The sequence below is a fragment of the Streptomyces sp. NPDC006140 genome (assembly GCF_040628815.1).
Lineage (GTDB): Bacteria > Actinomycetota > Actinomycetes > Streptomycetales > Streptomycetaceae > Streptomyces.
In genome coordinates this window covers 233,504-248,302 of the sequence record NZ_JBEXTS010000006.1, presented here as the reverse complement: position 1 = coordinate 248,302, position 14,799 = coordinate 233,504, and the positions used below count along the sequence as shown (strand labels likewise).

Sequence of the window (14,799 nt, the reverse complement as noted above, 5' to 3'; positions counted from 1 at the left end):
TGCGCGCCGGCCGAACAGCCCGGGCAGCCAGCAAAGACGCGCTCCTGCAACTGATGAACATCCACGTAGCCGCGCATACCGACCCACTAACCGGCCGCGGGTGGGGCGAGGGCGATAAGACGGCACGTGAGTGCGGACTAGAGGACCAGAACCTACCCCAGGCACTCGATCAGCTCGCAGCGATCGGCTCTCTGGCATGGTGGCAGGCATGCCCTAACACGGGCGACTTGCAGTGGAGTTGCACCTCACCAGCCTGAGCGGCCGCGCAGAGGGGCGAATGCCCCGCTTCAGGGCGCAACCCAGCGGAGGCGCTGCGTTCCGCCGCCCTGTCAGGCACTGCGGGCGCGGACCACAGGGATGTCGCGGCTTGGCGGACCGGTGCCGGCAGCCACCGAATGCCGGCACGAACAAGCAGTGTCGCCCTGCCCGCCAACACGAGCTTCTCACCGAACGAGCTCACCAAGCGGTGACTCACCCGGGCGGCCCACCGGCCCGCCGGGCCGCTAGCTCACCTTCGTCCGACAGACAAGTTCCAGCCAAGTTCAGATCGCGACGCCTCATCTGCGCAGATAGCTAAGAAGAAACCGCAGGTCAGGACTCTATAGGGTTGGTTGCAGACCGTGCCACAGGGGCGAAGCCCCTAGGTCCACCTGCGACTTCACCCAGTGGCTGACGGTCGCCCTTAACCACGTCAAGGCCACGCTCCGCCGCATACCGTCATCCGCACAACGCGGAAAGGGACCGCCCCCGGCAGGGCAGTCCCTTCAAATCCGCGCGTTACGACAGCTCATCGCAAGCAAGGACACAACCATGGAACCACAGAGGTGGAAGCCCGTCCGGCTCCACTACCGCCGTCCCGAATGGCAGGACGCCTTCAACGCGGCCGTCGCCGGCACCGTGCTCTACCTGCTCCCGCAGGTCCCACCCGCAATGATCGCCCTCGCGCTCATCCCGCTCCTGCGGTGCCTTCGGGTCCGGCACACTGTCTGAATCCCGCCGCAACAGCGGAGCCCCCGACCGTAACCAGCGGCTCGGGGGCTCCCGGCGTTCTACGCACCGCGCTCACCCCTTCTCGCGAGCCTGCCTTCGCGGCTCCCGACCTGGCCGGGCGCCGCGCGATCACGAGCGATGCGGCGCGCCTATGGGCCGGCTCATTCCCCGCCGGCGGCGACCCATCTGACCGATGAGCCCGCTCAGCAGGCAGTGCTGCAGTAACCGCAAAGCCTCTGCAACCAGTCGTGCACCATGGTCAGTCTTGTCAGTCATGAATCCACTCGGGGTGCCAGGCGCATGCAGCTATGGCCCATCAGCACGGTCCTGATCCTGATCTTCACTGTCGCGATAGTCACCGCCACCGTCGCCTTGTACTACGGCTGGGATCTTCCGGGCGGCCACTCGAAGAACTGGTTCGACCTGTTGAAGGCCTCTTTCGGACTGGTTGCTGGGGCGGGCGCGCTCTTCGCCCTGGTCATCGCCTACCGCCGCCAGCGCCTCGACGAAGAAACCGCCATGCGTGATGCCACCCGGCTGCACGTCGAACGCTTCAGCAGCGCCATCTCCCTGCTCGGTGAGAACTCCGCCGGCGTACCTCTCAGTGGAGTTCATACCCTGGCCGGGCTAGCCGATGACGCTCCCACCAGCGAACTACGCCAGACTGCATCTACACCCTGTGTGCGTACCTGCGACTGCCCTACACCACCGAGGTCGATCTGCCAGCGAACGATGCGGAAGCCCGCCGTACATATCTGGCCCTTCGGGAAGTCCGGCACACCATCATCCGGCTCATCCGCGACCACCTCCGCCTAGTACTCCAGGTGCCTCACCGGTCCGACTGAGGGTTGCGATCCCTCCTGGGGCTCATTACGACCGGGATAACGCCTCTCCTTGCTGCTCTGGCGATTGTGTTACGAACCCTCAGGGGCTGATGACGGCTTCCGCCTTACTTCATCGTGGAGGACACCTGCGGGTTACGAACCCTCCTGGGCTGATGACAACTCGGTGAGACATCAACCAGACCGGTCGGGCCTTCAAGTTGCGAACCCTCTGGGGGGTAATGACAGCGCGCGTCTACTGGGCAGGAACATGGCGACCTACCTGTTGTGAACCCTGCTGGGCTGATGACGACCAGGCGGCCCGCCGTTCGGCTCAGCGACGCCACTCCCTACCGGCTGCGAACCTTCCTGGCTGAAGGCCGACAGTAGCTGACTTCGCATCAAGGAACGTCATCAGCCTCACGCTCTACTGCCGGTGACAATACCTGACCCGTTGCCCGCAATGGTGGTATCTCCCAGCTCAGCGGACGTTGTCAGTCCCTCTGTGTACGTTGCTCCTCGGAACGCCAACTCCTCCGCATGGAGCTTCGTTTGGCGTGCCCTGACGTGGACTCATACGCCCCGGACGGGGAGAGAGGGGAGGCTCGTGCGGCTGCGCTTGAAGATCAGTACACGGGCTCGGGAGATTCCATGGGAGAACGTCCTCGCTCCCGGGCGAGGCATCGTGTACGACGCGTTGCGTCGGACTGCGCCCGATCTCGCGGAGAAGATTCATGAGAACGGATGGGGTCCGTACGGGATGGCCCCGTTCGGGTTCAGCGCGCCCATGTTTCCGAGTGCGCGGCGGGTGCGCGGGAAGTATGCGGCCGGCGGGAGCGGTTATCTTGAGTTCGGCAGCCCGCTGCCGGAGTTCATACAGGCTCTGGCTCTGGCCTTTATGGACCCGGCCCGCTCGCTGCTGGACTGGGGCGGGGTCGCCTTGCAGGTCAGTAGTGTCACCGTCCAGCAGCCGCCCAGCTTTACCGCCGGCCGGGCCCGGCTGCGCACGGCGAGCCCTGTGCATCTGTCCGAGTACCGGCAGCCCGAGCCCGGCACCCAGCACACCGCTGTGCGGGCGTTGCTGCCGGAGCATCCGGCTTATCCGGTGGCGCTGGAGCGCAATCTGAACCGTCGGGCCGAGACATTCGGGCACGCCGCGGACCTCTCGGTCGAGGGGATCACGTGGGTGGGCGTGCGCCGTTCCTTCCGGGTGGCCGGTCAGGGGCGTTCTGGTCACCGGACGGGGGCGCCGGTGGAGGTCGAGGTTCGCGGAGGCGCCGGAGCTCTGTCTGCTCTGTGGTCTTCGGGGATTGGCCAGCAGACCGGGGCCGGGTTCGGGTGGGTGACCGCATGACCGGGACTCCTACTGAGCAGGTATCGCTGCGGCTGACGCCTCATCCGTTGCAGAGGGTCGGGGCGTTCGCCCTGGCGGCGTTCGCCGGCGCCCGGCATCCGGACATGGTGGCGGGCCCGCTGTTCGAGGCGGCCACCGAGAAGGTCACCGCAGCCGCTGTGCGGGCCGCGCTCGTGAGGGATACCAAGGCGGAGGCCGGGTTTCTCCTGAAGTGTTCGTACAGCCTGTGGCCGAACAGCAAGATGAATCACCCGCGGAACAAGAAGCTTTCCGATGCGGAGGTCACCGAAGCGGTCCGGGCCTGGCGCACCATCCCCGCACCGCACTCCTGGCCTGTGACGGGGTGCGTGCTGTGCGGGGCTGCGGCGGTCGGGTTCTACGGCAAAAGCGACGTCGTGCTGGCCGAGTCGGTCGCCTATCGCAACAGCACGCCGCGCGGGCACGCGGGTCTCGCGCTGTGCTGGCCGTGCGTGTGTTCCTTCCACGCCGTGCCGTTCGGCAGCCAGCTGACGGGGGGCCCGAGCACGGTCGTGCACACCTGGGACGAGCGTTTTGCGGCGCACACCGTCGGCCGGCAGGTGCAGCGCAACGGGCTGATGATCACGCTCGGTGCGAAGCCGACCAGTCCGCAGGCCGACGTTGCCGTGCTGGCGGCGCTGCGTGGCTACGAGCACCGCGTCACAGCGGGCGTGGAGCTGCTGGTGTTCACCAACAACAACCAGGACCAGGTCCTCACCTCGCATGCCGTTGACCAGCCGCTTGCCGAGTGGCTGCGCACCACGACGCGGCTGCCCGGTCGGCGGACCGGGTTCGCGTGCCTGCTGCGTTCCTTGCGCACCGACAAGGGCAGCGGTGCGCAGAACCTGGCCTGGCGAGTGTTCCACCGCTCCGAGAGCATCCCCGGCGTTCTTGCCTCCTACCTGACCGACCGGACCGAGGCCTGTGGCCGGCCTGCACCCGAGTCGTCGGCCGTTGCCGAACTGGCCGGCTCCTACCTGCATGAGGTGATGCACATGGAAGAAAAGGATCTCGCCGAGATCCGTGCGACCGCCCAGCGGGTCGCCGCCCTGTTCAAGCCCGATGACACAGGGGGTAAGCTCACCGGCTTTCACGCCCTGTTCCGCCCCGGCCGCGGCGCGGACCTGCGCGGCTGGCTGCAGCGCCACGGCGTCGAATGGGTCCTGGCCCGCCCGGAGGACGGCGCTCCGCTGATCACCGAGCGCGCGTTCGAGCTGTTGTTCTCCCCGAGCCAGGACGGCAACGCCTGGTTCTTCCGGCAGTACCTGCTCACGTCCGTTCTGGCGGAACTGCACCGCCGTGGCTGGCAGCCCAAAGACGCCAAGACGATCGTCGAGGACTTCGACCCCGACGCCATCGACCCCGCCGACACTGAAGCCCTTGAGGAAGGAATCGCCCCATGACGCACCTTGCCGGAAAGCTCGCGCTCGACGTCCAGGCCGGCGCCCCCAACAACGGCCGCGGCCAAGACAACGTCGGCGTGGTCAAGAAGATGCAGGTCGGCCGGGACACCTACCCCTACATCTCGCCCCAGGCCGTGCGCCGCTGGCTGCGCGACAGCTTGCCCGCCAGTGAGACCATCTCCCCTGTCGTGCGCGAGGGCAAGGGCAAGAAGCAGCAGGCCTACACCAAGGGCCGTCCCGACCTGTACGCGGACGACGACCTGTTCGGCTACATGGTCGCCGTCAAGGGCTCGGACAGCTCCTGCCAGCGGGACACCGTCCTGGCGACCGGCACGTTCGTCAGCGTCACCCCCCAGCGGCCCACCTCCGACTTCGGGACCATGACCCGCGGGTTCGCCGCCGACGACAGCCCCCTCATCCACGAGCACGAGTTCTACACTGCCGTCTGCGCCGGAGACCTCAGCCTCGATCTGCCCCGCATCGGCACCTTCGAGACCGACGGACAGGGCATCCGCGTAGCCCTGCACCCCCAAGCCGCCGAGGAAGCCGCCGCCGCGGGGGCCGCCGACGCGATCTTCCGCGGGGTGGCGTCCCTGGTCCTGGACATCGCCGAGCGGCGCCGCCGCGTCGCGCTGGTGCTGCGCACGCTCGCCGCCCTGCGCGGCGGTGCCAAGCCCGCCTCCCACTACGGCGACCGCACCCCGGCCTTCATCCTCCTGGCCCCGGTCAAGGGCGGCGTCAACCCCTTCACCCGCGTCCTGGCCAACAAGGACGGCAAGCCCGCCTTCGCCGCCGACACCCTCGCCGAGGAGATCACCGCCTGGCGTGACGAACTCGACGGGCCCGTGCGGATCGGGTGGGCACCCGGCTTCCTCGGTGACCAGCGCGACCGCGCCCGCCGCGACCTCGCCGACCTGATCACCGCCGGGACCGTGGTGATCGACCACCCGCGCACGATCCTCAACGGCCTGGCCCAGGAGATCGAGAACGGCGATCACGACGACTGGTTCCAGGACGCGACGGCATGACCGCAGGTACCGTCACGGCGCTGCAGGCCACCTTCACGGCCCCCGTCGCCAGCTTCCGCAATCCCCTGTACTCCGGCGTGCAGGTCCAACTGCCCTGCCCACCGCCGTCCACGGTCGGCGGCATGCTCGCCGCCGCGGCCGGAGGCTGGCCGCACATTCCCGACACCTTTCAGTTCGCCATGGCGTTCCACGCCCGAGGTCAGGGCGTCGACCTGGAGACCTACCACCCCCTGGACGCCAAGGGCCGGCCCACCAAGCCGGTGCCGAAGGACCGCGAGTTCCTGGCCTTCACCACCCTGACGGTCTGGATCACCGACCAGCCCGACCGGTGGCGCCGCATCCTGCGCCGACCGGTCTGGCCGCTCCGCCTCGGCCGCAGCCAGGACCTCGTCGGCCTGCACCTGGACACCATCGAACTGGTCCAGGAGGCCGGCGAGCAGCGTGGCGCCGTCGTGGAGGACGCCCCCGACATGGGCGGCACCGCGCTGCGGCTGCCCACCGCGATCCGGCTGGACCGGACCCGCACGGTGTGGGGCACCTACCGCCACGATGCCGCCGGCACCGCCTCCAGCGTCGTCCCCGGCAGTTACCGCACCGCCACCGGGCAAGCGGTCAGCCTGCTCCCGCCCACCCATCCCGCGACCGTGGAGGCGTAGCAGCCCATGTCCTCATGGCTACAGCCACTAGAGCAGCCGAGCATGGGAGAGGGGAGCGTGCTGCACGGGGTTCTGGCCAAGAGTGCCCGGCGGGGATGGTCGCCCGAGATGCTGACGGTGCACCTGCGAGCGGCGCTGGATGCGGCCGGGCTGGTGGCCCGGCGCACCGGGCGCATAGCCGTGGTGGACGGCATCGTGCCCGGGTTCTGGGACGCGGTGCGCCTGGCCGATCTCCTGCACGACGCGGGCAAGATCCCCGATGGGTTCCAGCAGATGCTCGTCGGGGGCGCGGTGTGGGGTGAGCGGCACGAGGTGCTGTCCCTGGCGTTCGTACCGTTGGTGGCGGACGAGGAGCTGCGCGCGTGGGTAGCGGCTGGCATCGCCACCCACCACCGGGCGCTGACCAACTCCCCCCGGTCTCTGGCCGCGCTGTACGGCACGGCGCCGCTTCCCGAGTGGCGGGCCCGCTTCGCGCCGCTGGACCCGGCCGTCGCCGAGGCGCTCGCGGCTTGGCTGTACGACACTGCCGATCAAGGCGGGCTGGCGGTCAAGCCACTTCCGGCCGGAACCGACTGGATCGCGCAGGCTCATGCGGAGCTGAGCGGGCTGCTGGACCGCTTCGAGTACGGCACGAGCGCCGAGGAGGGCCTGGCGGCGGTGCTGCTGCAGGGCGCCGTCACCATGGCCGACTACCTCTCCTCCGCCCACACCCGCCCCCATCTGGTGCAGCCCATGGGCCCGGCCTTCGCCACCCGCCTGGAGAACGGCATCACGGCCAAGGGCTATACCCTGCGGCCGCACCAGCAGCGCGCCGCCGCCGTCGACGGGCACCTGCTGCTCCGCTCCCGCACCGGCAGCGGCAAAACGGAGGCTTCCTGGCTGTGGGCCTGCCGACAGACCGCCGCCATGCAGGCCGCAGGCCAAGGCGTGCCCCGCATTTTCTACACCCTGCCCTACCTCGCCTCCATCAACGCCAACGCCGACCGCACCGCCAAAGAACTCGGAGCGCCGGAGCGGGTCGGGGTGGCGCACGGGCGGGCCGCCGCCTACCACCTGGCCACCGCCGCCTGCCCCGAAGACGGCGACCAGGAACGGGTCACGGCCGCCCGTAAAGCGGTGGCCCGGCAGGCCGCGACCCGGCTGTTCACCGAGACGGTCAGGATCACCACCCCCTACCAGCTGCTGCGCGCCGCGCTGGTCGGCCCCACCCACGCCTCCCTGCTGGTGGACGCGGCGAACTCGGTGTTCATCATGGACGAGCTCCACGCCTACGACACCAAACGCCTCGGCTACATCCTGGCCATGATGGGCCTGCTTGAACGGCTCGGCGGCCGCTTCGCGATCCTGTCCGCGACCCTGCCCGACCCCCTCGCCGACCTCATCACCGACACCCTCACCCGCCCCGTGACGCGGACGGATGACGCCGATAGCCAGCCCCCGGCCCGGCACCGCATCCGCACCCGTCCCCACCACCTCAGCGATCCGGCCGCCGTCGCCGAAATCGCCGAACGTCTGGAGCATTGCGAATCCGTCCTGGTGATCGCCAACAACATCCGCCAGGCCCAGCAGCTCTATGACCGGCTCGGTCCCCACGCACGCGCCCTGTACGGCCCTGACGCGGCGACCATGCTGCATTCCCGTTACCGGCGCCGCGACCGCGCCCGGCTCGAACAGCACATCCTCGCCCGGCACAGCGTCGACCGGACCCGCGCCGGCGACCGACTGCCCGGCCTGGTGGTCTCCACCCAGGTCCTTGAGGTCTCCATGGACGTCGACTTCGACGTGTTGTTCAGCGCCGCCGCCGACCTCGAAGCCCTCGCCCAGCGCTTCGGCCGCGCCAACCGCATTGCCGCCCGGCCTCCCGCCGACGTCATCGTGCATGCTGCCCACTACAGCCCGCGCAAGGAGGCTCCCGGCCAGTGGTTCGCCGACGGCATCTACCCCCAAGCCCCCACCCAGGCCGCCTGGCGCATCCTCACCACCCAAGACGGACACCCTGTCGACGAAAACGAGATCACCGGCTGGCTTAACACCGTCTACGCCACTCCCTGGGGCACCACATGGCGAGAAGAGGTTCTGCATCACCGGGACCAGTTCGCCGCCACGTTCCTCGACTTCAGCTACCCCTACGACGACCGCGACCCGCTCGCCGAACGCTTCGACGAACTCTTCGACGGCACCGAAGCCATCCTCACCGAAGACCGCGGCCACTACGCCACCGCCCTCAATCAGGCCGGTGGCCCCGCCGGCCGGCTCCTCGCCGACGACTACCTCATCCCCCTCCCCGCCAGCGCCGCTCCGAAAGCCCGCTACGACACCGAGCTGAAAGTTCACGTCATCGACGGCGACTACACCGAAGAATACGGGCTGAAAGCCGTAAAAGACCCCGACACCACATACAAACCAGAAGAAACAGCCTGACACGCATAATCAGCCCAAACGGGATTACAAGATGTACCCCTCGTGATTATTTTCATTACCCGTGTAAAACTCATCCGCCACAGAAGGGATCAAACGTTCCGAGTTATATGCCGTTGCGGTCGCGGTACCCCCGAACGTCATCAGCTCAAAAGGAATCACAACGAGTACAGTTGGATGCCGTGCACCCGGAACGCGAACGTCACCATCAACCCAAAAGGGATAGCAACATCATGTCTGCAGCCTGAAGCGCTACAGCAGCGAATACATCTCAGTCAAAAGGGATCGCAACCCGTGGTCTTTCTCCGGGACGTGCTAGTACCCGCATATCGCCATCAGCCCAAGAGGGATTGCCACATCACTTTTTCAACGACTCCGGCGAGAACCAGGTTTCCGTCATTGACTCAGAAGGGATCACAACCTGTAGCCGGCGGTCTCCGGGATGTTCGGACCGTCAGTCGTGAGGGATTGCAACTTGGTGGTGAACCCGCCAGGCACGTAGCCCGCAGAGTCGCCATCAGCCCGAAAGGGGTTGCAACATGAACCGTCCCTTTGAGTCCCGTGGGTGCAGTGCGGCCGTCATCAGCCCACGAGGGATCGCAACCGGCACTTCGCCCCGTACATCACGTCGAGGGCGGCGGTCGTCATCGGGAGGGTTCGCAACCGCTGTGTCAGGTGGTATGTGCAGCTCGGGTTGTAGTCGCCATAAGCCCGAGAGGGACCGCAATCCCGGCGGGTACATGATCACTACGGGCATGCCCCAGTCGTTATCGGCCTTAGAAGGATCACAACACGTGGTGCGCTTCCGTGCGGTTTTCCGGCTCTCGCATCATCATCAGCCCAAAAGGGCTCACAATTCCCACACGTCACACTCGACCGGAGTCCCCGCGTGGTCATCATCAAAATCCCAAGAGGGATCGCAACGGATAGGCGGTGATCGCCCATTCTAACCCGGCGACGTCGTAATCAGCCTAAGAGGGATTGCAACCACATGATGTCCCGCGCGTCGCCCTGGCCCATAAGGGCAGATTGTCATCAGCCCAGAAAGGATTGCAACCTGACGTAGACGCCTTCACCCTTACGTATGGGAACGGTCGTCATTAGCTCAAGATGGTTTGTAACTCCTTCTGCTTTACACGCGGGTGCCGTCGGCAGTCGTTCTTACCGACCCTAGAGGGATCAAAACATGTCTTGCCAGTCGAGCGGATTGAGCACGACCGCCGTCATCACCACTTAAGAGGGATCACATCAGGATGATCGGCACCGTCGCGGCGAGGAGCCAGGCATCGTCATCAGCCCACCAGGAATCGCAACGCGAAGAGGTGGACGCCTACGCGAAGGTACGCCTCGTGCCGCCATCAGCCCATGAGGGATCACAATAAGTACTCTATCTCCTTGGTCTGCCACTTCCCCTTGGTCCCCATCAGCCAAGAAGGATTACAACAGGACGTCGTCCGTAATGGTGCTGGCGGTGCAGCGCATCGTCATCAGCCAAAGGCGGATCGCAACAGCGGGCGAGGCTTCTGCTGGTACAGCGCCCACCAGTCGTCATTAGCCCAAGAAGGATCACAACGACAGCACCCGTAGGAAGTGAATGACCCCATCTGCCGTCCTCATCAGCCCAGAGAGCTAGCGACCACACGGAAATCATCGTGTGAGGCTCGCGCGTCCCGTCATCATCAGCCCGCTAGGGTTAGCAAATTGTAGGCATAGGCTTTGCCATCGATTGCGAGGGAATATAATAAGCCCGTGAGGGAACGCAAAGCGTATTTCATGCCGCCGGGATCTGCTCCGACGGCGTGCCGTCATCAACTTAAGAGGGATCCTCACCCTGTACGTCTTGTCCAGAAGGCCAGCGTCCGTGAAACTCGTCATCAGTCCAGGAGGAACCGTAATGTCTCGCCGGTACCTCGGTCGCCGCACCGGAGCCACGTCGTTATCACCCTGGAAAGAATCACAACGCCCGCGTACCGAATAGCGCCACCGCTACTGCCGACTCACCATCGACTAAAAAGGAATTACAACCAGTCGCCGTACTTAATGATTAGAGCGTGGACGCTTGTCGTTATCAGCCCATGAGAGATCACAACTCGAAGTACTCGGCGAAACCACGAGTCAGCTTGGGATCGTAATCCCCAGGTCGGCCGCCGTGGTCCCGGCCAGGTGCAGGCCGTCATCAGCCCAGAGGATCGCAACTACTCAGCCAGCAGCGCCTTCGTGATAGCTCGCCGCCCGTTATCACCCCGGGAGGGTTCGCAACGTCGTCGGGTCGTACAGGATGTGCGGCTCGAAGCCTGCCGTCATCAACCCAGAAGGGTCACAACACGCAGACCAGTTCGCCGGTGAGAACATCACGGCCGGCAGACACCAGCCCAGAAGGGATCGCAACACGTTCGGCAGCTCCGGAAGGATCCGCTCCCATAGGTCATCATCAGCTCAACATACGGAAGAAGTCGTGCGGGGCGCACACGCTCGCCGTTATCAGTTCAGGAGGGATCACAGCGTGGCACGGCGCTCGATGTCGGCGCCGGTACCCGCGTTCACGAAGCCCGGCGACCCCAATCGCCCGCCGTCGACGACGTGGTGGTGGAGGTCGTGGCGGGCACGACCCTGCACCCCGTCGTCACTGTGATGCGACTGCGCTGACCGGTGTCAGGGCTTCGTCCGGCGCGGCCGGCCTGATCGGCTGGCGCAGTCCAGGTAACAGCGCAGCCGTACGCCGGGCTTCCCCACATCCCGAATGGTCCGCTCCGCTGTTGCGGTTGCCCACCGGTCGGCGAGCAGCTGCGGGAAGGCCACTGGAGGCCGGCCCTCGGTGAACTGGGGCGGCACCCGCCCACTGCTGCCCACGCACGATCATCTTGCTCACTCCGCGAGGGATTGGGTGCGGAATATTTTGAAGCACTACGCCGAGGAGTGAACCTGTGTATACTAGGTGTCGAGACTGAGGGTGGGAGGGTGGACGATGAATGCTCGCGAGGGCCAGATCGCGGTGCCCGCCATGCTTGCGCTGGCTCGCGAGTCTCGCGGGATGACACAAGCAGACCTCGCTGTCGCGATGTCGCGACTTGACGACACCAATCGGGTTTCCCAGGGGTACGTCAGCCGAGCCGAGGCTGGCCGTTTGCAGGTGAAGGACGATCGCCTTGAGCTGTACGCCAAAGCTCTCGGATACACACCTGAAATGCTATGCCGCACCACTGACACTCACGGTGTAGGCGTCGGCCTGGTCCACCACCGGAAGCGCGCCTCGATGGGGGCCACGAGCCTCCGCCGCATCCATGCCACGCTGACTTTGACTCGGCTACAGGTTGAGTCGCTCACGGCCCCCCTGACCGATGTCGGCCACCACAGCTTCCGGCACATCGAGGTCGACGACCTGGACACCCCCGAGGATGCGGCTGCCACACTGCGTGAGGAGTGGGCCGTGGACCGCGGGCCCATCAACGACTTGGTCTCGGTCATAGAGGGCGCCGGCGCTTCGGTTGTCGTCCGGGACCTGGGAACGGCCGAGTTGGACGCCGTCAGTCAGTGGCCGGACCGCAGGCCTCCGCTGTTCCTCCTCAACTCGACCGCGCCCGGTGACCGCTTTCGTTTCAGCTTGGCGCACGAGCTAGGTCATGTCGTGATGCACACCGAACCCGGTGACGGACGCCTTCAGGAGCAGCAGGCCGACCGTTTTGCAGCAGAATTTCTCATGCCGCACGACGCAATCTTGCCCGAGCTCAAACCGGGCGTTGACTTGCAGCGGCTGATGGAGCTCAAGACCAGGTGGGGCGTTTCGATGGCCGCGCTCATCAGGCGGGCACTCTCTCTCGGAGTCGTCAGCGAGTGGCAGTACCGCAACCTCATGGTCGAAATGTCTGCCCTTGGCTACCGAACTGTCGAACCCGTCACCGTTCAGCGCGAGATCCCGCGCCACATCGCTCAGGTCGTAACCCGGCTTGAGCAACAGCACCACCTCGACCTGACCCATGCGGCGCATCTGGCCGGCCTGGGTCACGAGGAGTTCCACGAGATCTACTTGTGCGCTTCCTCTTCGTCCGGGGCCGTTGTGACTCCGGCCCACCTGTGAGGTGACCTCTTGAGCAACCCCGCACCCTTCGGACAGCGCCCGCCTGCTCTGCGGGTACTTGATGCCAGCGTCCCTGCAACTCCGATCCTGGCGGGGCGTGTGTTGCTGCACGAGCACTCGCGCTTCATTCCGCGCCAGCGCGAGGCAATCGACAGCGACCTCGGCGGCGTTGTGATGACTGGAGACAACGCTGAGACCCGCGCGTTCAAGCTCCGAACGGAAGAGGGCTTTACCGGCACGATGCTGATCGACAGCGCCCCGTACACAACCTACGCGGCGACCGAGGACGAGCCGTTCCTCCTGCCTCACGACCTGATGTTCGCGACCCTCGATGACACGCTGGGCTTCCAGAAGGCTGCAGGGGCAAGCGCCGCCCTGACACCCACGGGCTACATCGCCCCCGGGGCATCCAGGCCGCTGAAAGCGGTGATCCGCGAAGCGAAACGCATTGAACGCGTTGACACGGTCGTGACCCTGCCTGTCGACGTCACTTGGCTCGGCAACGAGCGCATCGGCCAGCTCATCGCCGCCTGTAAGCACATCAACCAGCCGAAGGCCCTCGTACTCGTAGGCCAGTTCGATCCGCTGCAGCACGCCAAGGTCATCCCTGCAAACCTCCGCCGCGTCATCTCCGAGGTTGAGGACATGATGCTGCTGCGGACGGACCTGGCGGCCCTTGACGTGATGGCCCACGGCGCCCTCTGCGCGGGTATCGGTGTCTCAAGCTCCGTGCGACACAGCGTGGCACCCGGCGAGCGAGCCAAGGTCAGCAAGCCAAACGGCCCGGTGTACCCGAACGTTTTGATGCCGGAGCTCATGTGCTTCAAGGGCGCCGAGTCGCTCGCGAACCGCTACGCAAACGCGGACCCGGCGACGTGCCCCTGCGAGGTCTGCAACGGACGTGGACTCGACCGCTTCTTCAAGACCGACAGCGAGACACGTGTCGAAGCCGAGGACCACAACATCCTCACCTGGACCACGTGGGTCGGCGAGATGGCCGGCTACGAAGCCGGTTCAGAGAGAAAGTCCTGGTGGCAGGAAAAGTGTGCCGCTGCCATCAACCGCTACCCGCTCGAGAACCAGCGAATCGGGCTCTCAGCAAAGAGGGGCTTCCAGCCGCCGCCGCCCCTGGCGGCATGGGCGACGCTGCCTGCTCCCTAGCGTGGTCGCCCCGGCTACGTGCCATGTCACACAGGTCACCGCACCTTACTAAGCCAGCTGGGCGTACAGGTCTTCAAGGAACTTCCAGCCAGCCACGGTGTGGCGGCGCTTAACGAAAGGCCGCGGCGGAACCAGTACATCCAACTCATTGCCGACCAGAGCCAGGAGGCCGATGCCGTAGAAGTCCGCCTGCAGCATCGCGTCATCCTTGCGGCGCAAGGGGCGCTCGACAAGAACCGCACGCGCACAGAACGGGGTGAAGAGCTCCGCCTTCGCCATTGCGGATTCCCAGCCTCTGCCAGGCACGATGGCAAGATCGACGCCAAGGGGCTGGACGACCTGCCTGGTCACGGTTCCGCTACTTTGAACGACCACACCCTTTGGAGCTGCCTTGAGCGCGCGGCGCTCGGGCGGACTCAAAGTACTGACAGGCACAGTCTCCCCCACAGGCAACCCCATGAGGAGATCCAGCACGTCTGGCCGGGTCAACGGCGGCGTACCTTCTGCAGCACGCCTCTCGCACTCAGCAGTATCGCGTCGATAGGCGACGACAGCCTGCACGCCGAAGGCGTTCACAGCTTGCAACTTCGACTCCTGCGGAATCAGCGTTCCCGACGGGACCGAGTTCGCGAGCACATCGACTGGTCCTCGCGACGCAACCGCCATGACTCAACCCGTCCTCACCCGAAACCCTGACCCCGTTAGGGGGCCCTGACGCACGCACCAGAAGCGTGTACCCATCTTCCGGCACGGCCCCGAGCCTCGGCCTTCCATCTGCCCCTCAGGGGCCCGCCTAGGCCGTTTGGCGACATGGCCCTAACCGAGCGATTCCGCGAAAGGACACGAAAAGCAAGCGGCAGCGCTCGCCGCCAGGC

General features: G+C 66.0%; 11 protein-coding genes. 9 read left to right on the top strand and 2 right to left on the bottom strand.

What is annotated here, in order from left to right:
• Positions 1 to 810: 810 nt before the first annotated feature.
• The 7 genes from ABZ386_RS18575 (at position 811) to cas3 (ending at position 8,691) form a co-directional block, all read left to right on the top strand.
• Entirely contained in the window at positions 811 to 990 is a 180-nt protein-coding gene (locus tag ABZ386_RS18575) for a hypothetical protein (protein ID WP_358965136.1), read from the top strand.
• Positions 991 to 1,290: 300 nt separating this feature from the next.
• Positions 1,291 to 1,806, top strand: coding sequence for a hypothetical protein (locus ABZ386_RS18570; protein ID WP_358965134.1), 516 nt, complete (start codon positions 1,291 to 1,293; stop codon positions 1,804 to 1,806).
• Positions 1,807 to 2,418: 612 nt separating this feature from the next.
• Entirely contained in the window at positions 2,419 to 3,165 is a 747-nt protein-coding gene (locus tag ABZ386_RS18565; protein WP_358965132.1) for a CRISPR-associated endoribonuclease Cas6, read from the top strand.
• On the top strand, positions 3,162 to 4,586 hold the full coding sequence (locus tag ABZ386_RS18560; RefSeq protein ID WP_358965130.1) for a hypothetical protein: 1,425 nt from the start codon (positions 3,162 to 3,164) through the stop codon (positions 4,584 to 4,586). Before ABZ386_RS18565 ends, ABZ386_RS18560 begins: the two co-directional genes overlap by 4 nt.
• Complete coding sequence (gene cas7i / locus ABZ386_RS18555) at positions 4,583 to 5,614, top strand: type I-B CRISPR-associated protein Cas7/Cst2/DevR (RefSeq protein ID WP_358965128.1); 1,032 nt, start codon at positions 4,583 to 4,585, stop codon at positions 5,612 to 5,614. The genes ABZ386_RS18560 and cas7i overlap by 4 nt, the downstream gene beginning before the upstream one ends.
• Positions 5,611 to 6,270, top strand: a complete 660-nt coding sequence (gene cas5, locus ABZ386_RS18550) for a CRISPR-associated protein Cas5 (protein ID WP_358965126.1) — start codon at positions 5,611 to 5,613, stop codon at positions 6,268 to 6,270. Before cas7i ends, cas5 begins: the two co-directional genes overlap by 4 nt.
• 42 nt (positions 6,271 to 6,312) lie before the next feature.
• A complete protein-coding gene (gene cas3, locus ABZ386_RS18545) occupies positions 6,313 to 8,691 on the top strand; it encodes a CRISPR-associated helicase Cas3' (RefSeq protein WP_358965124.1) in 2,379 nt (792 codons plus the stop codon).
• A 2,649-nt stretch (positions 8,692 to 11,340) separates the two neighbouring features.
• Here cas3 and ABZ386_RS18540 read toward each other — a convergent pair.
• Positions 11,341 to 11,487, bottom strand: coding sequence for a DUF6207 family protein (locus tag ABZ386_RS18540; protein WP_358965288.1), 147 nt, complete (start codon positions 11,485 to 11,487; stop codon positions 11,341 to 11,343).
• Positions 11,488 to 11,653: 166 nt separating this feature from the next.
• Here ABZ386_RS18540 and ABZ386_RS18535 point away from each other — a divergent pair, with 166 nt between their 5' ends.
• Both ABZ386_RS18535 and ABZ386_RS18530 read left to right on the top strand, forming a co-directional pair.
• Entirely contained in the window at positions 11,654 to 12,763 is a 1,110-nt protein-coding gene (locus ABZ386_RS18535; RefSeq protein ID WP_358965122.1) for an ImmA/IrrE family metallo-endopeptidase, read from the top strand.
• A gap of 9 nt (positions 12,764 to 12,772) precedes the next feature.
• Positions 12,773 to 13,924, top strand: a complete 1,152-nt coding sequence (locus ABZ386_RS18530; protein ID WP_358965120.1) for a hypothetical protein — start codon at positions 12,773 to 12,775, stop codon at positions 13,922 to 13,924.
• 48 nt (positions 13,925 to 13,972) lie between these two features.
• Here ABZ386_RS18530 and ABZ386_RS18525 read toward each other — a convergent pair whose 3' ends face one another.
• Entirely contained in the window at positions 13,973 to 14,560 is a 588-nt protein-coding gene (locus ABZ386_RS18525; protein ID WP_358965118.1) for a hypothetical protein, read from the bottom strand.
• Positions 14,561 to 14,799 lie beyond the last annotated feature (239 nt).

Excerpts from the sequence above, each read along its gene's own strand:
- ABZ386_RS18575 (WP_358965136.1), top strand. The coding sequence starts at position 811 with ATGGAACCACAGAGGTGGAAGCCCGTCCGGCTCCACTACCGCCGTCCC.
- ABZ386_RS18570 (WP_358965134.1), top strand. The coding sequence starts at position 1,291 with ATGCAGCTATGGCCCATCAGCACGGTCCTGATCCTGATCTTCACTGTC.
- ABZ386_RS18560 (WP_358965130.1), top strand. The coding sequence starts at position 3,162 with ATGACCGGGACTCCTACTGAGCAGGTATCGCTGCGGCTGACGCCTCAT.
- cas7i (WP_358965128.1), top strand. The coding sequence starts at position 4,583 with ATGACGCACCTTGCCGGAAAGCTCGCGCTCGACGTCCAGGCCGGCGCC.
- cas5 (WP_358965126.1), top strand. The coding sequence starts at position 5,611 with ATGACCGCAGGTACCGTCACGGCGCTGCAGGCCACCTTCACGGCCCCC.
- cas3 (WP_358965124.1), top strand. The coding sequence starts at position 6,313 with ATGGGAGAGGGGAGCGTGCTGCACGGGGTTCTGGCCAAGAGTGCCCGG.
- ABZ386_RS18535 (WP_358965122.1), top strand. The coding sequence starts at position 11,654 with ATGAATGCTCGCGAGGGCCAGATCGCGGTGCCCGCCATGCTTGCGCTG.